General features: G+C 69.9%; 25 protein-coding genes. 10 read left to right on the top strand and 15 right to left on the bottom strand.

Features of this window, described 5'->3' with window-relative positions; genetic code table 11:
* The first annotated feature begins 17 nt into the window (after nt 1-17).
* Complete coding sequence (locus tag WAF18_RS03810) at nt 18-473, top strand: nucleoside deaminase (RefSeq protein WP_337243964.1); 456 nt, start codon at nt 18-20, stop codon at nt 471-473.
* Nucleotides 474-495: 22 nt separating this feature from the next.
* Here the strand turns inward: WAF18_RS03810 and WAF18_RS03805 are convergent, their stop codons facing one another.
* A complete protein-coding gene (locus WAF18_RS03805; protein ID WP_337243963.1) occupies nt 496-1,662 on the bottom strand; it encodes a DUF1176 domain-containing protein in 1,167 nt (388 codons plus the stop codon).
* A 156-nt stretch (nt 1,663-1,818) separates the two neighbouring features.
* Here WAF18_RS03805 and WAF18_RS03800 point away from each other — a divergent pair, with 156 nt between their 5' ends.
* Together WAF18_RS03800 and WAF18_RS03795 are read left to right on the top strand one after the other, a co-directional pair.
* Nucleotides 1,819-3,510 (top strand): MFS transporter, encoded by a 1,692-nt coding sequence (locus tag WAF18_RS03800; protein ID WP_337243962.1) that lies wholly within the window; start codon nt 1,819-1,821, stop codon nt 3,508-3,510.
* On the top strand, nt 3,507-4,628 hold the full coding sequence (locus WAF18_RS03795) for an HlyD family secretion protein (protein WP_337243961.1): 1,122 nt from the start codon (nt 3,507-3,509) through the stop codon (nt 4,626-4,628). Before WAF18_RS03800 ends, WAF18_RS03795 begins: the two co-directional genes overlap by 4 nt.
* A gap of 103 nt (nt 4,629-4,731) precedes the next feature.
* Here WAF18_RS03795 and WAF18_RS03790 read toward each other — a convergent pair whose 3' ends face one another.
* The 4 genes from WAF18_RS03790 to hslV form a co-directional block, all read right to left on the bottom strand.
* Nucleotides 4,732-5,367, bottom strand: a complete 636-nt coding sequence (locus WAF18_RS03790; RefSeq protein ID WP_337243960.1) for an AAA family ATPase — start codon at nt 5,365-5,367, stop codon at nt 4,732-4,734.
* A 128-nt stretch (nt 5,368-5,495) separates the two neighbouring features.
* Complete coding sequence (locus WAF18_RS03785) at nt 5,496-5,852, bottom strand: type II toxin-antitoxin system prevent-host-death family antitoxin (RefSeq protein ID WP_337243959.1); 357 nt, start codon at nt 5,850-5,852, stop codon at nt 5,496-5,498.
* Between the two features lie 219 nt (nt 5,853-6,071).
* Entirely contained in the window at nt 6,072-7,457 is a 1,386-nt protein-coding gene (hslU, locus tag WAF18_RS03780; protein ID WP_183427785.1) for an ATP-dependent protease ATPase subunit HslU, read from the bottom strand.
* A gap of 99 nt (nt 7,458-7,556) precedes the next feature.
* Nucleotides 7,557-8,108, bottom strand: a complete 552-nt coding sequence (hslV, locus tag WAF18_RS03775; protein WP_047135539.1) for an ATP-dependent protease subunit HslV — start codon at nt 8,106-8,108, stop codon at nt 7,557-7,559.
* A 218-nt stretch (nt 8,109-8,326) separates the two neighbouring features.
* Here hslV and WAF18_RS03770 point away from each other — a divergent pair, with 218 nt between their 5' ends.
* On the top strand, nt 8,327-8,527 hold the full coding sequence (locus tag WAF18_RS03770; protein WP_183427784.1) for a DUF3079 domain-containing protein: 201 nt from the start codon (nt 8,327-8,329) through the stop codon (nt 8,525-8,527).
* Between the two features lie 5 nt (nt 8,528-8,532).
* On the opposite strand, the gene WAF18_RS03765 is transcribed toward WAF18_RS03770, so the two are convergent.
* From WAF18_RS03765 to WAF18_RS03745, 5 genes are all read right to left on the bottom strand, one after another.
* The gene (locus tag WAF18_RS03765; protein ID WP_337243958.1) at nt 8,533-9,513 is read right to left on the bottom strand and encodes a hypothetical protein; all 981 of its coding nucleotides are present in this window, start codon (nt 9,511-9,513) and stop codon (nt 8,533-8,535) included.
* Between the two features lie 220 nt (nt 9,514-9,733).
* The gene (gene xerC / locus WAF18_RS03760; protein WP_337243957.1) at nt 9,734-10,615 is read right to left on the bottom strand and encodes a tyrosine recombinase XerC; all 882 of its coding nucleotides are present in this window, start codon (nt 10,613-10,615) and stop codon (nt 9,734-9,736) included.
* Nucleotides 10,616-10,623: 8 nt separating this feature from the next.
* Entirely contained in the window at nt 10,624-11,295 is a 672-nt protein-coding gene (locus tag WAF18_RS03755; RefSeq protein WP_337243956.1) for a DUF484 family protein, read from the bottom strand.
* On the bottom strand, nt 11,292-12,137 hold the full coding sequence (gene dapF / locus WAF18_RS03750) for a diaminopimelate epimerase (protein WP_337243955.1): 846 nt from the start codon (nt 12,135-12,137) through the stop codon (nt 11,292-11,294). The genes WAF18_RS03755 and dapF overlap by 4 nt, the downstream gene beginning before the upstream one ends.
* A 40-nt stretch (nt 12,138-12,177) precedes the next feature.
* Complete coding sequence (locus tag WAF18_RS03745) at nt 12,178-12,441, bottom strand: hypothetical protein (protein ID WP_337243954.1); 264 nt, start codon at nt 12,439-12,441, stop codon at nt 12,178-12,180.
* 159 nt (nt 12,442-12,600) lie between these two features.
* On the opposite strand from WAF18_RS03745, the gene WAF18_RS03740 reads away from it, so the two are divergent.
* Together WAF18_RS03740 and WAF18_RS03735 are read left to right on the top strand one after the other, a co-directional pair.
* Complete coding sequence (locus tag WAF18_RS03740) at nt 12,601-13,710, top strand: DNA/RNA non-specific endonuclease (protein ID WP_337243953.1); 1,110 nt, start codon at nt 12,601-12,603, stop codon at nt 13,708-13,710.
* Nucleotides 13,711-13,734: 24 nt separating this feature from the next.
* Nucleotides 13,735-14,169 (top strand): hypothetical protein, encoded by a 435-nt coding sequence (locus WAF18_RS03735; protein WP_337243952.1) that lies wholly within the window; start codon nt 13,735-13,737, stop codon nt 14,167-14,169.
* Between the two features lie 28 nt (nt 14,170-14,197).
* Here the strand turns inward: WAF18_RS03735 and WAF18_RS03730 are convergent, their stop codons facing one another.
* Nucleotides 14,198-14,593 carry a YbaN family protein gene (locus WAF18_RS03730; RefSeq protein ID WP_337243951.1) on the bottom strand — a complete coding sequence of 132 codons (396 nt, stop codon included), beginning with the start codon at nt 14,591-14,593 and terminating at the stop codon, nt 14,198-14,200.
* A 110-nt stretch (nt 14,594-14,703) separates the two neighbouring features.
* Here WAF18_RS03730 and queD point away from each other — a divergent pair, with 110 nt between their 5' ends.
* Both queD and WAF18_RS03720 read left to right on the top strand, forming a co-directional pair.
* Complete coding sequence (gene queD, locus WAF18_RS03725) at nt 14,704-15,060, top strand: 6-carboxytetrahydropterin synthase QueD (RefSeq protein ID WP_183427776.1); 357 nt, start codon at nt 14,704-14,706, stop codon at nt 15,058-15,060.
* Between the two features lie 215 nt (nt 15,061-15,275).
* Complete coding sequence (locus WAF18_RS03720) at nt 15,276-15,683, top strand: phasin family protein (protein WP_337243950.1); 408 nt, start codon at nt 15,276-15,278, stop codon at nt 15,681-15,683.
* A gap of 501 nt (nt 15,684-16,184) precedes the next feature.
* On the opposite strand, the gene ung is transcribed toward WAF18_RS03720, so the two are convergent.
* From ung to rhlB, 4 genes are all read right to left on the bottom strand, one after another.
* Nucleotides 16,185-16,919 carry a uracil-DNA glycosylase gene (ung, locus tag WAF18_RS03715; RefSeq protein ID WP_337243949.1) on the bottom strand — a complete coding sequence of 245 codons (735 nt, stop codon included), beginning with the start codon at nt 16,917-16,919 and terminating at the stop codon, nt 16,185-16,187.
* Nucleotides 16,912-17,862 (bottom strand): permease-like cell division protein FtsX, encoded by a 951-nt coding sequence (gene ftsX, locus WAF18_RS03710; protein ID WP_337243948.1) that lies wholly within the window; start codon nt 17,860-17,862, stop codon nt 16,912-16,914. The genes ung and ftsX overlap by 8 nt, the downstream gene beginning before the upstream one ends.
* Nucleotides 17,855-18,544 (bottom strand): cell division ATP-binding protein FtsE, encoded by a 690-nt coding sequence (ftsE, locus tag WAF18_RS03705; RefSeq protein ID WP_183424670.1) that lies wholly within the window; start codon nt 18,542-18,544, stop codon nt 17,855-17,857. Before ftsE ends, ftsX begins: the two co-directional genes overlap by 8 nt.
* Nucleotides 18,545-18,939: 395 nt before the next feature.
* Nucleotides 18,940-20,694, bottom strand: a complete 1,755-nt coding sequence (rhlB, locus tag WAF18_RS03700; protein ID WP_337243947.1) for an ATP-dependent RNA helicase RhlB — start codon at nt 20,692-20,694, stop codon at nt 18,940-18,942.
* A 201-nt stretch (nt 20,695-20,895) separates the two neighbouring features.
* On the opposite strand from rhlB, the gene trxA reads away from it, so the two are divergent.
* Nucleotides 20,896-21,222, top strand: a complete 327-nt coding sequence (gene trxA / locus WAF18_RS03695; protein ID WP_047135552.1) for a thioredoxin — start codon at nt 20,896-20,898, stop codon at nt 21,220-21,222.
* A 227-nt stretch (nt 21,223-21,449) separates the two neighbouring features.
* The gene (gene rho / locus WAF18_RS03690) at nt 21,450-23,234 is read left to right on the top strand and encodes a transcription termination factor Rho (protein WP_337243946.1); all 1,785 of its coding nucleotides are present in this window, start codon (nt 21,450-21,452) and stop codon (nt 23,232-23,234) included.
* Nucleotides 23,235-23,283: the final 49 nt, after the last annotated feature.

Here is a 23,283-nt window from a genome sequence, read left to right as displayed (position 1 = left end):
CGCTGCTACGACCGCCGATGATCGCCACGCCCGACTACCGCGCCCTGCTCGACACCGCCATCGCCGAAGCCCGCCAGGGCCTGGCCGAGGGCGGCATCCCGATCGGCGCGGCGCTCTATCACCGCGACGGCCGGCTGCTGGGCTGCGGCCACAACCGCCGCGTGCAGGAGGATGACCCGTCCGTGCACGGCGAGACCGACGCCTTCCGCAAGGCCGGCCGCCAGCGCAGCTACCGCGACACGATCATGGTGACGACGCTGGCGCCGTGCTGGTACTGCAGCGGCCTGGTCCGCCAGTTCGGCATCGGCACGGTCGTTGTCGGCGAGTCGCAGACCTTCCGCGGCGGCATCGACTGGCTGCGCGAGCACGGCGTCGACGTGATCGATCTGCACAGCCAGGACTGCATCGACCTGCTCGGCGGCTTCATCGCCGCGCACCCGCAGGTCTGGAACGAGGATATCGGCGAGGACTGACGCGCTCCCGCGATCGAGGCACTCAGCGCGCCGGGTCGGTGCGCCACAACGTCGGGAAATCGCCGGGCGCCGCGCCTCCGCAGCGGCGCAGTTCGGCGTACTGCGCCAATACGAACGCTTGCCCGTCGTAGCGCCACTGCGCCGCCTCGCCGCAATCGGCGAGCCCGCGCCCCTTGGCGAAATGCGACAGCGTGGCGGTGTCCGGCGCGTAGTCGGCGTTGGTCAGCAACGCGAAATTGACGTCATCGAGCCCGGGCGGGCCCGGCGGCACGATGCGCGCCGCGCTGCTGCCGTCGCGCGCAACGCGAAAGGCCAGGCTCGAGGTCTGGTAGGCACCGCTCAGGCACGCGACGAAGACCAGCGCGTGCTCGGCATCGAGCGGATACGCCGCGTCCTGGTCACGGATGTCGAAGCCGTCGCGCGGCGGATTGCAATCGGCCTCGCGCAACGCGTCGGCCGCCTGTGCGCGGACTGCGGCGGCCAGCCGTGTGGCGTCCTGCGGCGACAGCGCCGGCGGCGGCGCCGCTGCATGCAACCTCGGCAGCGCCGGTGCGCCGGGTACAGCCGCCGAATCGCGCTCGCCGGGCCGCGCCCAGGCGCCGGGCGTGTCCAGTCGCTGCTGATGCTCATCGATCAGCAGCAACGCCGCGCGCAGGCCCGACAGTGACAACGCCGGCGCGTCCTCGCCGCTGCCGGCCGACAGCCGAGCGCCGTCACCGACCAGCGCGACGAACGCCGAAATGTCGGCCGGGGCGTCGAGCGTCAGCGCATCGCGATCATCGTCGCGCTGCCACGGCAGCGCGGCCAGCTCAGGCACCGCCACGCCGTCGAGCCGCAGCGTTGCGGGCTCGGGCGCGCCGTCCGACGTGCCCAGCCGCAGCCGTTGCGCGCCATCGCCGCCCGGCGCGCGCGCCAGCCGCAGCACCAGACCGAACGCGCCGTCATTCACGCCGATGGCCTCGCAGGCCAGGCCGTTGTCGCAGGCCACGGTGAAGTCGCGCAGTTGCCGATACAGCGGCGCCACCTCGCTGCGTGCGGCGCCCGCCGTCGCGTCCGCATCGTGCGCGACGGTCGATGGCGCAGTGGACGGCGCCGCAGCGGTCGTATCCGGCGTTGTCGGCGGTGCCGATTCCGAGCACGCGGCCAGCAGCACGGCACAGGCAAACACGAGGGGACGGACCATGGACATCGCGGCGCTCTTGCGGATGAGGGCGCCATTGTCCCCCGCGCCGATCGGCACGACATCGACGCGGCCATCACACGGACTCTGAGCGGTTTGGCCCGCAACGCTCCGGTATGTGCGGCGCCTTGCCGGCCTACCGGGTACGGCTCCAGACTGCGCGCCATGTCGCGCGTTCCGCCGCCTGCTCCGTCCTCCGCGCCACGATCGCCCGGCGCCGACCGCTACGCCCCGCGTGCGTGGGCGCCGCACGAGCGGCCGATGATGCCGGGATCGCCATCGACCCCGCTGCATTCCACACCGATGCGCGTCGCCTACGGCGTCGTGGGCTTCGTGATCGCGATCACCGGCGGCCTGGGCAATGCGCTGGTCACCGCCAACCTGCTCGATCTGCAGGGGGCGCTCGGCGCTTACGCCGCGCAGGTCGCGTGGTTGCCGGCGGCGTATGTGATGACCAACGTGTCGATGAACATCCTGCTGGTGAAGTTCCGGCAGCAGTTCGGCCTGCGGCTGTTCACCGAAGCGTTCCTGGTGCTGTACGCGTTGATCACGCTGGCGCATCTGTTCGTCAACGATCTGGGCTCGGCGATCGCGGTCCGAGCCGGCCACGGCATCGCCGGCGCGGCGCTCAACACCCTCGGCCTGTACTACATGCTGCAGGCCTTCCCGCAGAAGCACCGGCTGCGCGGCCTGGTGCTGGGATTGGGCATCGCACAGTTGGCGCTGCCGCTGGCGCGGGTGTTCTCGACCGACCTGCTCGAGTTCGGTGAGTGGCGCGGCCTCTATCTGTTCGAACTGGGCCTGGCCCTGCTGGCGCTGGGCTGCGTGCTGCTGCTCAAGCTGCCGCCCGGCGATCGCCACAAAGCGTTCGAGCCGCTGGACTTCCTCACCTTCGGCCTGTTCGCGCCCGGGGTCGCGCTGCTGACCGCAGTGTTGGCGCAGGGCCGCATCGGCTGGTGGACCGAAACCGCATGGCTGGGCTGGGCGCTCGCCGCATCGGTCGCGCTGGTGACCGCCGCCATCGCGATCGAGCATTTCCGCGCACGTCCGCTGCTCAACACGCGATGGCTGGCCACCGGTGCGATGCTGCGGCTGGCGCTGGCGATCGTGCTGATCCGCATCGTGTTGTCGGAACAGGCGACCGGCGCGGTCGGCTTCCTGCAGGCACTGGGCCTGGGCAATGCGCAGATGCACACGCTGTTCATGATCGTGCTGGCCGGCAGTGTCGCCGGGCTGATCGCCAGTGCGGCGACGATCAATCCGGCCAAGACCTGGCAACCGGTACTGGTGTCACTGCTGCTGATGATGGCCGGCGCGCTGATGGACGCGCAGGCGACCAATGCCACCCGGCCCGAGCAGATGTACCTCAGCCAGTTCCTGTTGGCGTTCGGCAGCACCTTCTTCCTGGGGCCGATGATGATCGCCGGCATCGGCCCGGTGATCAGCCAGCCGCGCAACCTGATCAGCTTCGTCGTGCTGTTCGGCATGACCCAGAACCTCGGCGGCCTGCTCGGCTCGGCCGTGCTGGGCACGTTCCAGACCATGCGCGAGAAGTTCCATTCCAGCGTGCTCAACGAGCACTTGAGCCTGCTCGATCCCCAGGTTGCCGCGCGCGTGCATGCAACCGCTCAAGGCTACGCGCCGACGGTCGCCGATCCGGCGTTGCGCGATGCACTCGCACTGCGCGCGCTCGGGGCGGCGGCCAGTCGCGAGGCCAATGTGCTGGCGTACAACGATGTCTTCCTGCTGATTGCCTTCATCGCGTTCTGCACGCTGATGTGGATCATCGCTTCCCGAGTGTGGGCGCGCCTGCGCGCGCCCGCGCCGCCCGTCCCCGCGAGACCGGACCCCGCATGAGCACCCCTGCCTCCTCGCCTCCCGAACAACCCGCGGCACCCTCGCGCCGGCGACGGACGTTGCAGATCGCGGCCTTCGCCGCCGTCGCACTCGCCGGCATCCTGGTGGTGCTCTACGCATGGCGCCTGCCGCCGTTCGGCAGCAGCGTGCAGAGCACCGAGAATGCGATGGTGCGTGGCCGGGTGACGCTGATCGCGCCGCAGGTCACAGGCTATGTGACCCACGTCGCTGTGCAGGACTTCGAGGCGGTCACCCGTGGTCAATTGCTGGTCACGATCGACGATCGCATCTATCGCCAGCGTTACGAACAGGCCCAGGCCAATCTGCGGGTGCAGCAGGCCGCCCTGGCCAATGCCACGCAGTCCAGGCGCAGCGCCGAGGCCGGCATCGCGCGCAGCGCCGCCGACATCGCGGCCACGCGCGCGCAGGCCGAGGTCGCCACGATCGACCTGCGTCGGCTCGAACAACTGGCTGACCAAAAGCTGATCTCGGCGCACGATCGCGATCTTGCGCGCGCCAACAGCGCGCAGGCCCGCGCTGCCGCCGCCCAGGCCCGCGCGGCCCTGCAGATCTCCGAGCAGGACGCGCGCAGCGTCGACGTCAATCGCGACAGTCTCGAGGCGGCGGTGGCCAGCGCCGAAGCCGCGGTGCGGCTGGCGAAGATCGACCTCGACAACACCCGCATCGTTGCGCCCGAGGACGGTCTGCTCGGCCAGGTCACCGTGCGTGAGGGCGCGCTGGTCAATGCCGGCACGCAGTTGATGGCGCTGGTGCCGGCCGATATCTGGGTGGTGGCGAACATGAAGGAAACCCAGATGACCGACATGCGCGTCGGACAGCCGGCGACCTTCACCGTCGACGCCCTCGGCGGCGCGCAGCTCACCGGGCACGTCGAACGCATCTCGCCGGCGACCGGCTCGGAGTTCAGCGTGCTGCCGGCAGACAACGCGACCGGCAACTTCGTCAAGATCGCCCAACGGATTCCTGTGCGCATCGCGATCGACCACGATCAGCCACTGGCCGAACGCCTGCGCCCCGGCATGTCGGTGGTCGTCTCGGTGGATACCGCGGCTGTCGGCGATGCGCCCGACGATGCGCCTCGCACACCGACGCACTGAGCGTGTTCTTCGTCGAACTGATCGTTTGCCCCCACCCAACCCTCCCCCGCGTGCGGGAGAGGGCTTCAGATCAAGCCTCGCTGCTGCCCTTGACGACGATCCGCTAAGTGCGCCGATCGTGCGCGGCCAGCGCGGCCTCGACCAGCGGCTGCGCCCAGCCCGGCGTCGCGCGCAGGGCGCCCGGATCATCGGACGCCGGGTGCACCAGGCGCCCGGCCACCATCTCCAGCACGTGCAGCGGATCGGGCACCGCGTGGCCGCGCGCGACATCGACGCTGTTGTCGTAGACCTGCAGGTGCGCCAGGTACGGCATCAGCACGACCAGGTTCTCACGCGCCCGTTGCCAGCGCGCGCGGATGTCGGATTCGGGAATGTCGTGACCGCCGGCGGCGACGCGGGCGCGCACGCGGGCGATGTGCTGGTCGACCGACGACAGACCGCAGAACCACATCAGCACGTCGTGCGTGCGCGCGGCCCCGGCGATCTTCGCCGGCACGGTGTTGCCGCCGAGCGTGGTCTCGAATGCGTAATGCCGACCGGCTGCGATGGCTGCGTCGAGCCGCCGCATGCCTTCCTGCCACGCTTCGGCATTGGCGTCGCGCTGGCTGCAGCCGGTGGCGGCGACGAGTGCGCGTGCGAAGTCGTCGGGATTGAACCAGGTCAGGCCGGCGTCGGCGAGCAGGTGACCGCCGATCGAACTCTTGCCGGCGCCGTTGACGCCTGCGAGCACGAACAGCACCGGCCGAGGCTTTGCGGCCTCTTCGCCAGCCGTGGTGCCGCGCTTGCGCTCAACCGCAGTGGGCCCAGCCGCGGGGGGCGCACCGCGCGTCCGCAGCGTGCGCCGCGCGCCAGGCCGCCCGCGCGGGCTCAATGCGAGGCGCCGGCCTTGACCTTGCCGCGCAGTGCGGCCGGCTGCGCCATCACCGCGCGCAGTCGGTCGCCGGCATCGGCGGCCTCCAGCGACGCCAGCCTGACGTCGAACTTCGCCTGCAGCGCCTCGAGCGCCGAGCGTTGCGGCGCCGCGGCCGCCTCCAGCGCGCGCAGGATCGCGTCGTAGGCCTCCGCCGACAGGATCACCGCTTCGGGCGTGTTGTGGTGGGTCACCACCACTTGGCCATCGCGGGCGACCGACTTCATGACGCCGCGCCAGCCCAGCTTCTTGACGTCGGACGCCGGCGTGCGCGGCAGCGCGTCGAGGGCATCGAACTTGGGGGCGACGGACATGGGAACGGCCTCACGATGGACGTGAGGCCAATATACCCATTTTTCCCTTTCATGGCCGTGAACCCGGCGGAGCGGCAGAACCTGTTCAAGGTCCGTCGCAAGGGCCGCCAAATGGCGCATGGCGGAGCGCAGGAAGCGCAGCGTACGTGCAGGTACGTGAGCATTCCGAGCACCGCACGCGCGCCATTTGGCAAGCGCAGCAGGACCTTGGACAGGTTCTCAGAGGATGTAACGGCTCAGGTCCTGATCCTGCACCAGCTCGCCCAGATGCGCATCGACATAGGCCCGGTCGATGGTCACCGTGCCGCCCTTGTCAGGGGCCTCGAAGCTCAGCGTGTCGAGCAGACGCTCGAGCACCGTGTGCAGGCGCCGCGCGCCGATGTTCTCCTGCCGCTCGTTCACGTGGGCAGCGATCTCGGCCAATCGCTCGACCGCGTCGTCGGCGAACGTCAGGTCCACGCCTTCGGTCCGCAACAGCGCCACGTACTGGCGCGTCAGCGCCGCCTTGGGCTCGGTGAGGATGCGCACGAAATCGTCCTTGGTCAGCGCGGTGAGCTCCACGCGGATCGGGAAGCGGCCCTGCATCTCGGGAATCAGATCGCTGGGTTTGGCGAGGTGGAACGCGCCCGAGGCGATGAACAGGATGTGGTCGGTCTTCACCGAGCCGTACTTGGTGCTGACCGTGCTGCCCTCGACCAGCGGCAGCAGATCGCGCTGCACGCCCTCGCGGCTGACATCGCCGCCGGTGGTGCCGGCCTCGCTGCGCTTAGCGACCTTGTCGATCTCGTCGATGAACACGATGCCGTGCTGCTCGCAGGCTTCGATCGCAGCCTCGCGCACGTCGTCCTCGTTGACGAGCTTGCCGGCTTCCTCTTCGATCAGCTGCGGGCGCGCGGCGCGGATCGTCAGCTTGCGCTTCTGGGTCTTGCCGCCGCCCAGATTGGCGAACATCTGCCGCAGTTGCTGGCCCATTTCCTCCATGCCCGGCGGGGTCATGATGTCCATGCCCTGCCCGGCGCTAAGTTCGAGTTCGATCTCGCGCTCGTCGAGCTCGCCGGCGCGCAACTGGCGACGCAGCTTCTGCCGCGTCTCGGACTCCTTCGACGACGGCTCGGCACCGATGTCGACCGTGGTCTGCTGCGCGCCGAAGCCGAACGGCTGCGACGGCGTCTCGCGCCGCGGCAGCAGCGCATCGAGGATCCGGTCCTCGGCGCGGTCCTCGGCCTGCGTGCGCACCCGCACCTTGGCCTGCTCGCGATAGAGCTTGACCGCCGTGTCGGCGAGGTCGCGGATGATCTGCTCGACGTCCTTGCCGACATAGCCGACTTCGGTGAACCGCGTCGCCTCGACCTTGACGAACGGCGCATTGGCCAGCGTCGCCAGCCGACGCGCGATCTCGGTCTTGCCGACACCGGTCGGGCCGATCATCAGGATGTTCTTGGGCATGACCTCGTTGCGCAGCTCATCGGGCAACTGCGCGCGGCGCCAGCGATTGCGCAGCGCGATCGCGACCGCGCGCTTGGCCGCATTCTGGCCAACGATGTGGCGGTCGAGTTCCTGCACGATCTCGCGCGGGGTCATGGTGGAAGAGCTGGAATTGGGCATGGGGAATTCGGGCTTCGTAAGAGCGGAGGGGCGCGCGACGCGGGATCGACGGGCGGGATCGGCCGGAGCGCATCCGGATGCCAGATCCCCAATCCCGCCTTAGAGTTCTTCGACGACGACGTTCCGGTTCGTGTAGATGCAGATGTCGCCGGCGATGTGCAGCGCCTCGGTGGCGATCGTGCGGGCGTCGAGATCGGTGTGGGCCAGCAGCGCGCGCGCGGCCGACAGCGCGTAGGAGCCGCCCGAGCCGATCGCGACGATGCCGTCCTCGGGCTCGATGATGTCGCCGTTGCCGCTGATGATCAGAGAAGTGTCCTTGTCGGCCACCGCCAACAGCGCCTCGAGCTTTCCGTAACGACGGTCGGTGCGCCAGTCCTTGACCAGCTCGACTGCGGCGCGCACCAGCTGACCGCCATGCTGCTGCAGCTTGGCCTCGAACAGCTCGAACAGCGTGAACGCGTCGGCCGCGGCGCCGGCGAAGCCGGCCAGCACGCTGCCGTCGCCGAGCCGACGCACCTTGCGGGCATTGCCCTTCATCACAGTGTGGCCGAGCGTGACCTGACCATCGCCGGCGACGACGACCTTGCCGCCCTTGCGGATCGAGACGATCGTCGTGGCGTGGAAGACATTGGGATTCTGGCTGGGGTCCATGCGGCCTCCGTGGATCGAACCCCATCAGTGGGGCGTCCACGCGCCCCATTCAACCCGCGCACCGACAGCCGCCGATCGCGAGACATCCGCGAGCACGATTCGAGGGGCCGCGCAGCCTCCTTGGCGCGCGGCGCACGATCCTGCGCCGCTTGTCCTGGATCAATGCGCGCGACCGATCGCCGCGCGATGCTGGGATCCGGTCCCGACAAGGCGCAGGCATGGCCAAACCGTTTCCGCTGCATCCCAAACACCCCGAGCGCATCTGTTGGGGCTGCGACAAGTACTGCGCGGCCGATGCCCTGGCCTGCGGCAACGGCGCCGGGCGCACCCAGCACCCGATCGAGAACGAGGGCGAGGACTGGTACCTCGCCTGGGGCATCGAACCCGAAGCCGACCGTCCTAAGCACGCGAAGTGCTGATGCACTCAGCTCGTACTGCCCGGATGGCGGCACGCACCCGCGCCCGATTCGCCCGCAAGGACCTCCAAGTCCCCGAGCGGATGCAGGGCCCGCAGGTCTTCCCGGGCAAGCCGATAGCGCCCCGGCGGCAAGCGCAAGTCGCCCTGCCGCGCATCGGCCGGTACCACGGCCTGATCGATCGCGATCGCATCGGCGGGTTCTCCGACGGCGAACGCGCGTAGCAACGATGCGTCTGTCCACGGCGCCAGGCACACCGGAACCGGCACACCGCGCCGTGCGTGTGCGGATGCGACCGCCTGCGGCGGATGGAGCACCAGAAAATCCACGTGCGGTTGCGAGACCACGTGCCCCTCCCGCCAGGCCACGACGGCTCTCGGCGCATCGAACTGCCAGGCATCGGCAGTCTGCGCACAGGCTGCCGTCTGCGCGACTGTTAGCGGGTCGATTCCGGTCAGCGCGGTCAAGCGCGCAGCCATCCAGCCGGCCTCGGGGTCCTCGGAAATATGCGAGCCGCCGGCATAGACCAGGAGACGCCGATTCGGGTGGCGGGTCAGCCAGTCGGCCAGCGCAGCCGCCTGGCCGCGCTCGCGAGCCTCTCGCCCGCCGCCCATCGACTCATACGCGACGAAGTCCCAACCCGCGCGCGCCGCGACACGCACCGCCGCGGCAAATGCGGGATCGGCGGTGTAATGGCCCGTACTGGTCTTCGGGACGCCGTCGTGCATCGTGTCTGCCACGCCGGCATAGAACGTCTCAGCGGCCAATGCATCGAACCCCATCGCATCGAGTCGCTCGATCAGCTCCGACAGGAACAAACGAGGCACTCGGCTGGCATGGTACTCGTTGAGCATCACCACGCGCGCGTCGCTTGCGGCCTCGGCAATGGTCGAAAGCGCGTCGCGATACTCGGCCCCATTGGCCTGCTCAGGCGGCCGACCGGACAGGATCGCGCAGCCGGGCCGATCATCGCCGACGAACACGGCCACCTGCGCGGCGACCTGGGCCTGCACGCCAGGCGCCTGCAAGGCATGCAGGGCCGCCCAGGGACGGTTGTCGCGCAGCGCACTGAAGCCCTCCGCCATCTGCGCGGAGGCCGTGCCCCAGAGCATCATCGTCAACAGCGCCATCGCCCAGCGGCCCTGTGATCGGGAAATGGATGTGGTCATCGGCAGGGACTCGTCCTTGAGTGAATGCATGGGCTTGCCGTCAGCGCTTGCGCCGCGCGCGCGGATGCGCGGCGTCGTAGACCTTGGCCAAATGCTGGAAGTCGAGGTGGGTGTAGATCTGGGTCGTGGCGATGTCGGCGTGGCCGAGCAGTTCCTGCACACCGCGCAGGTCGCCCGAGGATTCGAGGACGTGGCTGGCGAACGAGTGCCGCAGCAGGTGCGGGTGCACGCGCTTGAACAGGCCCTGGCGCTGGGCGAGCAGCCGCAGCCGCATCTGCACCGCGCGCGCGGTGATCGGACCGCCGCCGCGACCGGGAAACACCGGTGCATCAGCACCCGAGGCACTATCGGCGCGCCATGCGCGCAGGGCCGCGACCGCATGCGAGCCGACTGGCACGCTGCGCTGGCGGCTGCCCTTGCCCAGCACCGTCACCAGCCCGCTGTCGAGATCGAGGTCGCGCCAGCGCAGTGCGACCAATTCGGCCAGGCGCAGACCAGACGAATAGAACAACTCGAGCAGCGCGCGGTCGCGCAGGCCCAGCGGCGCGTCAGTCGACACCTCGACCAGTTGCGTCGCCTCGTCGACATCGAGCACCTGCGGCAGCTTGCGTGGCGCCTTGGGGCCGCGCACGCCAGCCGCAGGATTGGCGACAACGTGGCCGTGCCGCAGCAGCCAACGATAGAAGCTGCGACAGGCCGACAGTCGCCGCTGCAGGCTCTTGGCCGACAGGCCGCCGCGGTGGCCGGCGGCGACGAAGGCGCGGATGTCGTCGGGCTGCAAGCCGCGCAGGTCGGCGCGCCCGCTGTCCTCGGCCCACGCGGCCAGCGCGGCGAGATCGCGGCGATAGGCGTCGAGCGTGTGCGCCGACATGCGCCGCTCGACCTGCAGGTGTGCCAGGAACGCCTCGACGTCGACCAACATCGCCACGCTCAGGCGGCGTAGCGCTTCATCGCCGCCGCGAACGCCTCGCCCATCATGTGCAGGAACAGCGTACCCATGCCCGGATAGAAGCGATTGGGGTCGCGGCTGCCCACGGCGATCAGGCCGACGCCTTCGATCGGCAGCAGCGCGCTCGAATGCACCTCGTCCACGCGCGGGCCGTACAGCAGCGACTGCTTGTCGGGGTGCAGGCGGCCGCACAGCGGCGTCTCGTCCTTGAGGCAGTCGACGAAAGGCTGCAGGCGGCGGTCGTCGCGGGCGACGATCTGCAGCCAGTCCTCGTGGAGCCCGGCGACCGGCGCGAACAGCACCAGGCGGACCAGATCGCCGTTGAAATCCTCGGCCAGCGTCGCCGCCAGCGCGCGCACCGTCGAGGCGGCATCGGGCTGACGCATCAGCGCCAGGGTCAGCTGGTGGGTGCGCACCGCCAGGCGCTCGTTCTCCTGCGAGATCGCATACAGCTCGCGCAGGCGCTTGGATAGTTCGCGATTCTTGTCGCGTAGCACTTCCAGTTGGTAGCTGGCCAACGACGCAGCCGGGCCGTCGTCGCGCGGGACGACCAGCGTCAGTGCCAGATCCGGAAACTGCTGCAGGAACTTGGGCTGCCGACGCAGCCAGGCGGCCACTTCGTGCGCGCCGAGTGTCTCGGTGGTCTCGCTCATGCGCTCCACTCCCCTTCAAAAACGAATGCGGCCGGGCCGGCCATCGTCAGCGTGGCCGCATCCTCGGGCCATGCGATGCGCAGCGTGCCGCCGGGCAACGATACGTCGGCGCAGCGCGCAATGCGACCGCGACGAGCCAGGACCGCGACCGCCGCGCAGGCGCCACTGCCGCAGGCAAGGGTTTCGCCGACCCCACGTTCGAACACGCGCAGCGCGATCCGGTCCGGGGCCAACACCTGCGCAAAACCGACGTTGACCGACTCGGGAAACCAGCGCGAGGCCTGCAGGGCCGCACCGATGCGCGCCACCGGCGCGGCCTGCAGGTCGTCGACCTCGATCACCGCATGCGGATTGCCCATCGATACCGCCCCGAAGGCGACCGACGTGCCGTCGTCGAGCACGCTCGTGTACAGCGGCGCGGCATCGAAGCCGACCAGCGGCACAGCGTCCGGCGCAAACGCCGGCACGCCCATCGCGATCCGGAAGTGCGCGCCATCGCGATCGACCGCATGCAGGCCCGCGGGACTTTCAAGCACGAAGCCGCTGGCCCCGGCCGCACCGTCGCGCACCAGCCAGGCGGCCACGCAGCGCGCGCCGTTGCCGCACTGCTGCGACGACGACCCATCGGCATTCCAGATGCGATAGCGGGCCACAGCCTCGGCCGCCTGCGGCGCCTCGATGGTCAGCAACTGGTCGCAGCCGACGCCGAGGTGCCGATCGGCAAGCGCACGGCATTGTTCGGCATCCGGCGGCGGCGTGCCGTCGCGCAGGTCGAGCACGACGAAATCGTTGCCGGCGCCATGCATCTTCGAAAAGCGCAGCGGCAGGGAAGACGCGGACATCATCGGCACCGGTCCCTCGACTCGACGGGGCCGCGCCCGGTCACGGCGTCCCGGTCGCGGGCGGCACGTCCAGGATCACCGGCACCGCGGCCGCGGGGCGGTCCTGCGCCGCGTCGGCGGCGCCCGCGTCGTCCTGCACCGCGTTGGTGTCGGCGTCGCGCTGCGCCCGCGTCGGCACCGAGGATTTGATCAGGAAGCGGCCGGCGTCCTCCGGCGGCACCTGGGAGGGCATCAGCAGGTCGGCCTTGTTGCCGCAAGCGGCCAGCAGCAGGGCGGTCAGCACGATCGGAAGACGGTTGCTCATCGGCGAAGTGTACAGGCGCCACGCCCGGCGGTCCGCCCGAACGCGCGGCCGCCGGCCCCCAGGATGCGCACGTTCATGGACGCATTAGGGTCGGCCCCAGATTGTCCGCCCCAGCGTCGCCGCCCAGACTGCGAGGGTCACGCGCCACAGGACCGCACGATGGGCATTCTCGAAGGGCTGGGCAGCGCCGCCTCGCAGGTGGGCGGGGTGTTCAAGGGCGCCGGCGAGGTGCTCTGGGAGACCGGCGAAGGGGTCGCCACGCTGGGCGCGAACGCCTTGAAGACCGGCTATGACCTCGGCCCGGCAGGCTGGTTGGCCGACGGCGCGTCGGCGCTCTACACGCAAGCGACCGGCGACACGCTCGACGTTCCCGACTGGCTGCCATCCGCCGAACGCGGCGGTGAGCGCATGGAAGCTGCGGCCGACCTGGTCTCCACGATCGCGCGCAATCCGGGCCTGTTGGTCGATGCGGTCGTCGACCCGATCGTCGACGACTGGCAGGCCGGACGCTACGGCGAGGCGATCGGCCGCGGCGCCGCCGAACTGGTACTCACCGTCGCCGGCACCAAGGGCGTCGACAAGGCGGCCAAGGGCGCCCGGGCGGCCGACGCGGCCGGCGACGTCGTCGATGCCGCGCGCGTGGCCGAGCACGCACAGGGCCTGGGGGAAGGTGGACGCGCTGCTGCGCGCGGCAGCGAGACGGCGGAGCTGGCCGACGTGCTTGCCCGCGCCGACACCGGCCGCACCGTCGGCGGGCGGCCCCTGCTGCGGTTCGACACGATGGACGACTTCAATGTCGCCGCGAATGCCGCGCGCCCGGACACGGTGTATGAGTTCGGCGACTACCGCTGGAGCACCGACGAGGCCGGCCGCGTGGTCAAGGCCGAAGGCAGCGTGTCGCTCGAACCCGCGGGCCGCAACGATCCCGGCCTGCAGCGGCAGATCGGGCACGAGGGCTATCCCACCGACGTGGGCTTCCATCTGATCGCCGACTCGTTCGCCGGCCCGACCAACCGGCTCAACGTCGTGCCCGGCAACGGCAAGCCGTTGCCCGACGGCACCAAGAACCTCAACACCGGGGCCTACGGCCACCAGTTCGAGGGCCAGATCCGCGCACTCAAGCAGGAGAATCCGGAGCTGGATGTGCAGATCCGGGTCGAGCCCTACTACGACGCCGGCAACACGACATCGCGGCCTGACGGCTTCGTCGCTGCTTATCGACAGGAAGGCGGGAAGTGGGTGGAGTTCGATTTCGATAACATCCACTGATTCCTTAGTCTCGCCCGGAATCCCATGCTCGACGCCATCGCCATCCAGCAAGCCCAGGAACGGGTCGTGCGCGAAGTCGCCGCCTGCGTCACCGATGTGATGGAAGGCGAATGGGGCGCACGCGAGTGGAAGCGGATCGGCCTGCATGCCGAGATCGACACCGAAGGCGGCCGCAGGATCAGCTCGCAGACCTCCGCGATCGCGGCCGCCCCTGCGCAGCCACTCGAAGACGTGGACTTCCGCCTCTCGCGCGCCGCCAAGGACGCGCTGGTGGCGCTGCGCGAGACCATGCGCGAGGAGCGCGGCGCGTGGTCGAGCGTGCTGTTGACGATCGAGCCGAGCGGCCGATTTTCGTTCGATTTCTCCTACGAGCCACCGCGGCGGCTGGCCGGCGACCTGCTCTACTCGCCTCTCGACGGGTTCCTGGACCGCTACAAGGCCGAGACCGGCGCGCCCTGAGCGCACTGCCGCAGCGCACGTCTGCGCGTCATGCCGCCGGAGGTTCGGGGCGCAGCCACAGCCAGGTGCCGACGACCGCCATACAGCCGATCGGCAGCGCGGTCATCCACCAGCGATGGGCCGGGATCCACCACACGAGCGCGACCAGGATCACCGACGAGGCCAGCATCGTCACCGTCGCCAGCCACTTCGCGCGGCGGCTGACGGCGCGATGGGCCTGCCAGTCGCGGATCGACGGCCCAAAACGCGGGTGCGCAAGCAGCCAGCGATGCAGGCGCTCGGACCCGCGCGAAGCGGCCCAGGCCGCGATCAGGATGAACACCGTGGTCGGCAGGCCCGGCACGAAGATGCCCAGAATGCCGAGGCCCAGGCTGGCATAGGCCAGCAGCCACCAGGCCCAGCGGAAGCGCGCGCGACGATGCATGCCCGCATTCTATGCGCGGTCCGCGCCGCGCCGCGCGCCCACGGACGCCGTGCGGCCTGCCCCGCCACGCCGCGATTGCCGCGCCGCCGGCCACCCTCGACAATGCCGTCATGGATATCTTCAAGGTCTTCTCCGTCGAGGCGGCGCATCGCCTGCCCAACGTGCCGCCCGGACACAAATGCGCGCGGCTGCACGGCCACTCGTTCCAGATCGAGATCCACGTCTCGGGCGAGCCGGGCGAGCACTCGGGGTGGATCATGGACTTCGGCGATCTCAAGGCCGCGTTCGCGCCGCTCTACGCCCAGCTCGACCATCACTACCTCAACGACATCCCCGGGCTCGAGAACCCGACCAGCGAGCGCTTGGCGATCTGGATCTGGGAACGGCTCAAGCCGACCCTGCCGGCGTTGAGCGCGATCGTGATCCGCGAAACCTGCACCTCGGGCTGTCGCTACACCGGTCCCTGAGACGGCTTCCGCTCGTTGCCAGCCGACCACGGCGGACCCGCCCGAGCCAAGCCCCGTAGACCCGCGACCCGCCTTGGCAGCGCGCCAAGCCGTTGATCCGTCTACGAAACTGAATACACGGCGACCGTTCGTCGGCTCGATGTTGCAATGCAACATAGGCGCGCTATGCTGCATTGCACAAACCCGGCAGCCGCCGGCCCACGCAGGTAACCGCCATGTCCTACCAGTTCAACGAGCAGTTCACCGCCGCGTCGCGCCAGTTCGCCGATGCCGCAGCCCAGATCAACCGCCTGACCCTCGAGAATGTCGAGAAGGTCTTCGGCGTTCATTTCACCACGCTCGGCGAGAACGCCAACGCCACGTTCGCGTTCGTCAACGAAGCGATCGAGGTTCGCGATCTCGACGGCATGAAGGCGCTGTGGCCCAAGGGCGCGCAGATCGCCCGCGAGAACGTCGAGCGCCTGGTCAGCGCAGGCCAGGAAGTCATCGGCCGCACCGTGAAGACCCACGAAGCGATCGCCGAACTTGCCAAGTCGCAGCTCGAATCGGCCACCGCCGACGTGCGTGCGCAGGCCGAGACCGTTGCCAAGGCGGCCGCGGACAAGCCCACCGCCAAGCGTTGACCGCATGCGGGCACGGCCCGCACGCCATCGAACACTCGGGCGATCCCTCCCTCGCCTGGGCCGACCCGGCAGCTCGCGCTGCCGGGTTTTTTTGTTCTTCGCAATTTCAGGAATGGAAACCCCACTTCGGATGGGCAGCAGCCTGCCAGCCGGCAGCCGCTCTCCCCTCGGTCAAGGCATCCTGCCTTGACTCGGGCGCGCGCCATCCATGGCGCGCTCAACGCGGCCGCCGGCCGTCAGTCTGCTGCTGTGGACTTTTGTAACCTGGCTTCGGTGAGGCCCAGAGCCGCACGCTGGAAGAAGTCGCGCGCCTTCGGTCTCCGGTGCGTCGTGCTGGCCGGGGATTGCGATAGCGGGCCAGGGATGGCCCGCGGCGGCGAGTCAGCCATGGATGGCTGACCGAGCCGAGGAGCAGTCCTCGGCCGGCGCGACGCGCGCTCCGGAGATGAGCGCCGTGATCGAGCAAACAGAAGCAGGCTCCCGGCTTCGGTAGAGACCTTCTTATGCGAGCGAGGCCCGCGGTGGCAGCGACCAGTCGATCGGACGCTCGCCGCGACGTTGCAGGTACTCGTTGGCGGCCGAGAAATGGCCGCAGCCCAGGAAGCCGCGGTGCGCCGACAGCGGCGAGGGATGGGTACTGCGCAGCACCCGGTGGCGGCGCGTGTCGACCAGCTTGCCCTTGGCCTGCGCATAGCTGCCCCACAGCAGGAACACCAAGCCTTCGCGCTCGCGGTTGAGGGTGTCGACGACGTGGTCGGTGAAGCCCTCCCAGCCCTTGCCCTGGTGCGAGCCGGCCCGGCCTTCCTCGACCGTCAACACCGCATTGAGCAGCAGCACACCCTGGCGCGCCCAAGGCATCAACCAGCCGTGATCGGGTCTCGGCAGGCCGAGGTCGCGGGTGATCTCCTTGAACACGTTGTCCAGCGACGGCGGGATGCGCACGTCGGGCCGTACCGAAAACGACAGACCATGCGCCTGGCCGGGCCCGTGATAGGGGTCCTGCCCGAGGATGACGACTTTGACCGCGTCGAACGGAGTCGCGTCGAACGCGGCGAAGATGTCCGGACCCGGCGGGTGGATCCGCGCGCCCTCGGCGCGGCGTGTGCGCAGGAACGCCGACAGCGCCTGCATGTCGTCGCGGAGCAGCCAGTCGCCCACGCGCGCCTTCCACGAGGGCTCGAGTTTGATCCGGGAGGCGGTCTCGGCCGCGGGCGTCGTCGTGTGCGAATCAGGCATGGTCGGGACGCGTCTGGCGCAGGAAGTGGCCGGTGACGATCCCCCCACCCAGCCAGCCGAGTGCGGTCGAGCCGCCCAGCACCGCCAACACGCCGAGCGGCCCGAAGCCACGCAGCGCGAACGTGGCGCCGTAGCTGGCCGCGACTTCGGCCAGCGGCGCGCGCAACGCGGCCGCCGCCGCGCCCAGCAGCACCAGCGCGACCGCGCCCGAGGCCAGCCCGTACCAGGCGCCCAGATAGAGGAACGGCCGCCGGATGAAGCCGTCGGTCGCGCCCAGCAGTTGCAACACGCCCAGCTCTTCGCGCCGCGACTGGATGTCCAACCGCACGGTGTTGCCCACGACCAGCAACGCGCCCAGCCCCAGCAGCGCGGCCAGGACCCAGACCACGCGCCCGCCCAGGCGCAGCCAGCCGTCGAGCCGCTGCCGCCACTGCGCATCGTGCTGCACCAGTTCGGCCTCGGGCAGTTGGCGCAGCGCATCGGCCAGCAGCATCTCATCGCCCGCCGGGGTCAGGATCAGCACGTGCGGCAAGGGGTTCTCATCGAGGACGTCGATCGCCGGACCGAACTCGCCGCGCTCCCGCAGTTCCGCCAGTCCCTCGTCGGGCGTGCGGTGGACCACGCTGCCGACGTCGCCACGCGCACGCAGCTCGCCGGCGAGCGCGTCAGCGCGCTCGGCATCGACATCGCGCTGCAGGAATACGCTGATCTCGCGCGAGGCATCGATGCTGCCGCCGAGCCGGCCGACATTGTCGAGCACCAGCCATAGCCCAAGCGGCAGGGCCAGCGCGACCGCCATCACGCCGATGGTCAGCGCGGTCGACCAGGGCCTGCGGAACACGCGCCCCAGGCTGGCGACGAAGCTGTAGACATGGTGGTCGACCCAGGTGCCGACCGGGGATGCGCCGGTGCGGACCGGCTGGTTGCGGGGCGCCTCAGGCATCGGCGAGATCCTCCGGCGCGATGTCGTCGACCAGGGTGCCGTGGTCGAGAACCAGCGTGCGCTTCTTCATGCGCTTGACCAGGCCCAGGTCATGGCTGGCGATCAGCACGCTGGTGCCGCGCTCAGGCAGCTCGGCGAACAGCGCCATGATCTCGGCCGACAGCGTCGGGTCGAGGTTGCCGGTGGGCTCGTCGGCGACCAGCAGCCGCGGCTCGCCGACGATCGCGCGCGCGATCCCGACCCGTTGCTGCTCGCCGGCCGACAGCTGCGTGGGCAGCGCGCGCTCGCGGTTGCCCAGGCCCAGTCGCTCGAGCGCGCTGCGCACCCGCTTGCCGATCTCGCCGCGGCGCTGGCCGCGCAGGATCAGCGGCAGCGCGATGTTGTCGAACACGCTGCGGTCCGACAGCAGCCGATGGTCCTGGAACACCACGCCCACATCGCGGCGATGCAGCGCCACACCGCGCCCGCGCACCTTCAGCAGGTTGCGCTCGGCGAACACCACCGCGCCGCGGCTGGGCCGCTCGGCCAGGTGGATCAGCTTGAGCAGCGTGCTCTTGCCTGCGCCCGAGTGGCCGGTGACGAACAACAGTTCGCCCGCCGACACGGCGAAATTGACGTCCGACAGCGCCACATGGCCGCCGGCGTACTGCTTGCTCACGTTGTCGAATCGCAGAACGCTCATGCGCGGGATTATTGCAGGGAACGCGTGCAGGGCGCTGTCACCGGATCGGCGCGATCGCCCCGTCACCGGATCGGCACGATCGCCCCTTCCCCCGTTGACGGGGGAAGGTTGGGATGGGGGCGAACCATGCGCATCGATCGCAGCACATCGGGCGCGATTCCACTGTCGAGTCGCTCGGATCGCGTTGTCGTCATCGGAACGCTCGCCCCCACCCAACCCTCCCCCGCACGCGGGGGGAGGGCTTTTCCAGGCGGTTTCCGGCTGCTTGCGCCCGTACAACCCTCTCTGCGCACGGGGGAGGGCCCAAGCAAACGACACTGCGCCTCGTCCGGACTGCACAGAACGAACAAGCCCCGCTGGAGCGGGGCTTGTTCTGCGTGCGACCTCGCGCCGGATCAGCGCGAATCGCCACCCGACACCAGACGACGCAGCCCACGCCCGATGCGGCTGAGCAGCGACGGCGCCTTCTCGGCCGCCGCGGTCGGCGCCAGGCGCTGGGTCGGACGCACTTCGCGCGGACCCTTGCCGTCGTTGCCGCCATTGCCGCGCGGCTTGGACTCGGTCGACTTCGTCTCGCCGGTCTGCAGCGCCGTGGCGTCCGCACCCTCGACCTTCTTGCCGCCACGACGGCGGCGACGCTTGCGCGGCGGACGCGACTCGTCCGGCATCGCCTGGGCGACGGCGCCGGCGGCGTCAATGACCGGCTTGGCCGGCGCGGCGGACGCATCGACCGTCGTCGCGTCCGGCCGCGGGGCGCGGGGCTTGCGCGGACCGCGCTCGCCACGACCTTCGCCACCGCCCGCACGCGGCCCCCGCGAACCCGGTGCGCCGCGCGCCCCCCCCGGACCACCACGACCGCCACCACGCTTGGCGTCCTCGGCAGCACGCGCCTCGCGGACCTCGCGGAAGATCTCACCGACGCTCTCGCCCTCGGCGGCATCGACCTCGACGCCTTCGCGCGGCTTGCGCGGCAGCGGCGTCAGCAACTCCTGGGTGACCGGCTCGGACGGGATCTTCTGCTCGATATAGGCCTCGATATCCGGCAGCGAGGTCGCGTAGCGCTCGCAGGCGAAGCTGATCGCATCGCCCTCGGCGCCCAGACGCGCGGTGCGCCCGATGCGGTGCACGTAGTCCTCGGCGTCGAACGGCAGGTCGTAGTTGAAGACGTGGCTCACGCCATCGATATGCAGGCCGCGGGCGGCAACGTCGGTCGCCACCAGCAACTCCAGCTGGCCGGCCTGGAACTTCTTGAGCAGCGACTCGCGCTTCTTCTGCGGCACATCGCCCGAGAGCACGCCGACGCGGTAGCCGGCTTTCTCCAGCGCGCGCGCGACCCGCTCGACGAACGCCTTGGTGTTGACGAACACCATCGTGCGCGCGCCTTCGCTGCGCGACAGCAGGCCGATCAGCAGCGGCAGCTTCTCGTCATCGGCCGGGTAATACATGCGCTGGCGCACGCGCGCGGCGGTGATCGACTCGGTTTCCACGACGAGCTTCTCGGGCTCGTTCATGTGCTCGTAGGCGAGTTCGAGCACGCGGTGGCTGAGAGTGGCGGAGAACAGCAGCGTCTGGCGCTCGGTACGCACCGGCATCCGGCGCAGCAGGAAGCGGATGTCCTTGATGAAGCCCAGGTCGAACATCCGGTCGGCCTCGTCGAGCACGCACATCTCGCAGGCGTGCAGGCTGACGACCTTGTGCTGCTTGACGTAGTCGATCAGCCGGCCGGGGGTCGCGATGATAACGTCGGCGCCCTCCTGCAGGATCTGGCGCTGCTTGTCGTAGTCGACACCGCCGTAGACCAGCGCGAACTTCAGGCCCAACTCGCTGCCGAACTTGACCGCGTCCTTGTGGATCTGGATCGCCAGTTCGCGGGTCGGCGCCAGGATCAGCGCGCGCGGGTCCTCGGGCTTACGGTCGGCCAGCGCCGGGCGGGTCAGCAGGCGATTGATCACCGCGACCAGGAACGCCAGCGTCTTGCCGGTGCCGGTCTGGGCCTGGCCGGCGACGTCACGGCCATTGAGCGCCAGCGGCAGCGTCAGCGCCTGAATCGGGGTGCAGCGGGTAAAGCCCGCGCCTTCCAGGCCGGCCTGCAGGGCCGGGTGCAACTCGAAGGAGGCGAAGGTGAGGTCGGTCAGGGGTTTATCGCTCATGCGTAGGTCTGTATCCGGGCGTCGCCGGCAATGGGCGCCGCGTGCTTGCGTGGGAGGCATCCGCGACGCAGACTGCCTGGATGCAGGACGCGTGGGTCGTCCCGCGGATGCGCCGCCTTGATTCGGGCCGACGATCCCCCACTTTACCATCCATCCCGGCGCCGCTGCCGCAGCCGGCGCCTCCTTGATCCGGAGAAGCCCGTGAGCGAACGCGTCATCCATGCCACCGATTCCGACTTCGACGCCACCGTGCTGCAGGCCGACGTGCCGGTGCTGGTGGACTTCTGGGCGCCGTGGTGCGGCCCCTGCCGGATGATCGCCCCGGCGCTGGACGAACTGGCCGGCGACTACGCCGGGCGCGCCAAGGTGGTCAAGGTCGACGTCGACCAGAATCAGGCCACCGCGCTGAAGTACCACGTGCGCTCGATCCCGATGCTGCTGGTGTTCAAGGACGGCCAGGTCCACGGCACCCAGATCGGCGCGGTCGGCAAGGCCCAGTTGGCCCAACTGATCGACAAGGCGCTCTGAGCACGCCTCCCGCGGCGGCCCCAGCGCCGCCGCAAACGGCCTCGGCCTGAATCGCCATCGCCGCAACCGCTTGCCGACGCCCCCGCGGCGATGCTAGGTTTGCGCGACTCCGGTAGGCATTCGCCTGCCGCACCCATCTGAACTGCACCTGCCGGGCGTGATCTCCCGGCCCTGCCCGTTTCCACCTTCCGCCCTCCGGGCGCTCGCACCGAGCGAGGATTCTGCTCTTGTCCGACAACACCCCTGACGACGCCGGCACGCCGGCCGCCGACACTGCCGTCAAGCGCGTCCGCAAGCCCCGCGCGGCCAAAAAGCCCGCCGACGCTGCATCCGACGCCCCCCAGCCCCAACTCCAGCTGCCCGCCCAGGACGCCCCTGCCGCCCCGGCTCCTCCGCGTCCGGCCGCCGAGCCCTCGGCATCGCCCGCTCCTGAGGCGCCGCGCCCGCAGCCGCCGAAGGCCCCGCCCGCCGCAGCCAGCGATGGCGCGCCGCAAGACGGCGGACAGCGCCACGAACCGCGCAACGGCGGCGAACCCCGCCACGGTGGTGAGCGTCAGGGCGGCGAGCCGCGCCCGCAGCAGCAGCCTTACCAGAACAACCGGCAGGATCGCCAGGACCAGGGCAACCGCCGCGACCGCTTCAAGAACCGGCGCGACCGCCAGCGCGGCGGCCGCGATGACGGCCTGCCGCAGGACGGCGGCAATGACCACGCGCAGCGCCTACCGCCGCCGAACGTGCCCGAGGGCTTCCCGCAGTACTCGCTGAGCGACCTGAAGCGGATGCCGGCGCACAAGCTGCTCGACATCGCCGACCAGCTCGCGATCGAGGGCGTGGCCCGCGCCCGCAAGCAGGACGTGATCTTCGCGCTGCTCAAGGTCCTGACCCGCCACGGCGAGGGCGTCGTCGCCGACGGCGTGCTCGAGATCCTGCCCGACGGCTACGGCTTCCTGCGCGCAGCCGAGGCCAGCTACCTGGCCGGCCCGGACGATGTCTACATCTCGCCCAGCCAGATCCGCCGCTTCAACCTGCGCACCGGCGACCACCTGCTCGGCCGCATCCGCTGGCCGAAGGACGGCGAGCGCTACTTCGCACTGTCGGTCGTGGACACGATCAACGGCGAGCCGCCGGAAGCCAGCAAGGGCAAGGTGCTGTTCGAGAACCTGACCCCGCTGTTCCCGCGCAAGCGCTTCAAGCTCGAGCGCGGCGACGGCTCCAGCGAAGACATCGCCGGCCGCGTCCTCGACCTGATGGCCCCGCAAGGCAAGGGCCAGCGCGCCCTGATCGTCTCGCCGCCCAAGGCCGGCAAGACGATGATGATGCAGCAGGTCGCCAGCGCCATCACCTACAACCACCCCGACGTGCACCTGATCGTGCTGCTGATCGACGAGCGGCCCGAGGAAGTGACCGAGATGCAGCGCACCGTGCGCGGCGAGGTCATCAGCTCGACGTTCGACGAGCCAGCCGCGCGCCACGTGCAGGTCGCCGAGATGGTGATCGAGCGCGCCAAGCGCCTGGTCGAGCACAAGAAGGACGTGGTGATCCTGCTCGACTCGATCACCCGCCTGGCCCGTGCGTACAACAACGTCGTGCCGAGCTCGGGCAAGGTGCTCACAGGCGGCGTCGACGCCAACGCGATGCACCGGCCCAAGCGCTTCTTCGGCGCGGCCCGCAACGTCGAGGAAGGCGGCTCGCTGACGATCATCGCCACCGCGCTGGTCGACACCGGCAGCGCGATGGACAAGGTGATCTACGAAGAGTTCAAGGGCACCGGCAACTCGGAAGTGCACCTGGACCGCCGCATCACCGAAAAGCGCGTCTACCCGGCGATCAACGTCAATCAGTCGGGCACCCGCCGCGAGGATCTGCTGATCGAGCCGGAGCTGCTGCAGAAGATCTGGATCCTGCGCAAGCTGCTGCACCCGATGGACGAGATTGCCGCGATGGAGTTCCTGCTCGACAAGATGAAGAGCACGAAGTCCAACGACGAGTTCTTCTCGTCGATGAAGCGCTGAGGCTTCTTGCTTCCAAAAAGCGCCCCGCATCGCGGGGCGTTTTTTTTGG

This window comes from Luteimonas sp. gir (assembly GCF_037198055.1).
Classification (GTDB): domain Bacteria; phylum Pseudomonadota; class Gammaproteobacteria; order Xanthomonadales; family Xanthomonadaceae; genus Luteimonas; species Luteimonas citri_A.
This window is presented reverse-complemented; position numbering and strand designations above follow the sequence as displayed.

Bases quoted from the DNA above. Each gene is read 5' to 3' on its own strand.
- WAF18_RS03810 (WP_337243964.1), top strand. From the start codon at position 18: ATGATCGCCACGCCCGACTACCGCGCCCTGCTCGACACCGCCATCGCC.
- WAF18_RS03805 (WP_337243963.1), bottom strand. From the start codon at position 1,662: ATGTCCATGGTCCGTCCCCTCGTGTTTGCCTGTGCCGTGCTGCTGGCC.
- WAF18_RS03800 (WP_337243962.1), top strand. From the start codon at position 1,819: ATGTCGCGCGTTCCGCCGCCTGCTCCGTCCTCCGCGCCACGATCGCCC.
- WAF18_RS03795 (WP_337243961.1), top strand. From the start codon at position 3,507: ATGAGCACCCCTGCCTCCTCGCCTCCCGAACAACCCGCGGCACCCTCG.
- WAF18_RS03785 (WP_337243959.1), bottom strand. From the start codon at position 5,852: ATGTCCGTCGCCCCCAAGTTCGATGCCCTCGACGCGCTGCCGCGCACG.
- hslU (WP_183427785.1), bottom strand. From the start codon at position 7,457: ATGCCCAATTCCAGCTCTTCCACCATGACCCCGCGCGAGATCGTGCAG.
- hslV (WP_047135539.1), bottom strand. From the start codon at position 8,108: ATGGACCCCAGCCAGAATCCCAATGTCTTCCACGCCACGACGATCGTC.
- WAF18_RS03770 (WP_183427784.1), top strand. From the start codon at position 8,327: ATGGCCAAACCGTTTCCGCTGCATCCCAAACACCCCGAGCGCATCTGT.
- xerC (WP_337243957.1), bottom strand. From the start codon at position 10,615: ATGTTGGTCGACGTCGAGGCGTTCCTGGCACACCTGCAGGTCGAGCGG.
- WAF18_RS03755 (WP_337243956.1), bottom strand. From the start codon at position 11,295: ATGAGCGAGACCACCGAGACACTCGGCGCGCACGAAGTGGCCGCCTGG.
- dapF (WP_337243955.1), bottom strand. From the start codon at position 12,137: ATGTCCGCGTCTTCCCTGCCGCTGCGCTTTTCGAAGATGCATGGCGCC.
- WAF18_RS03745 (WP_337243954.1), bottom strand. From the start codon at position 12,441: ATGAGCAACCGTCTTCCGATCGTGCTGACCGCCCTGCTGCTGGCCGCT.
- WAF18_RS03740 (WP_337243953.1), top strand. From the start codon at position 12,601: ATGGGCATTCTCGAAGGGCTGGGCAGCGCCGCCTCGCAGGTGGGCGGG.
- WAF18_RS03735 (WP_337243952.1), top strand. From the start codon at position 13,735: ATGCTCGACGCCATCGCCATCCAGCAAGCCCAGGAACGGGTCGTGCGC.
- WAF18_RS03730 (WP_337243951.1), bottom strand. From the start codon at position 14,593: ATGCATCGTCGCGCGCGCTTCCGCTGGGCCTGGTGGCTGCTGGCCTAT.
- queD (WP_183427776.1), top strand. From the start codon at position 14,704: ATGGATATCTTCAAGGTCTTCTCCGTCGAGGCGGCGCATCGCCTGCCC.
- WAF18_RS03720 (WP_337243950.1), top strand. From the start codon at position 15,276: ATGTCCTACCAGTTCAACGAGCAGTTCACCGCCGCGTCGCGCCAGTTC.
- ung (WP_337243949.1), bottom strand. From the start codon at position 16,919: ATGCCTGATTCGCACACGACGACGCCCGCGGCCGAGACCGCCTCCCGG.
- ftsX (WP_337243948.1), bottom strand. From the start codon at position 17,862: ATGCCTGAGGCGCCCCGCAACCAGCCGGTCCGCACCGGCGCATCCCCG.
- ftsE (WP_183424670.1), bottom strand. From the start codon at position 18,544: ATGAGCGTTCTGCGATTCGACAACGTGAGCAAGCAGTACGCCGGCGGC.
- rhlB (WP_337243947.1), bottom strand. From the start codon at position 20,694: ATGAGCGATAAACCCCTGACCGACCTCACCTTCGCCTCCTTCGAGTTG.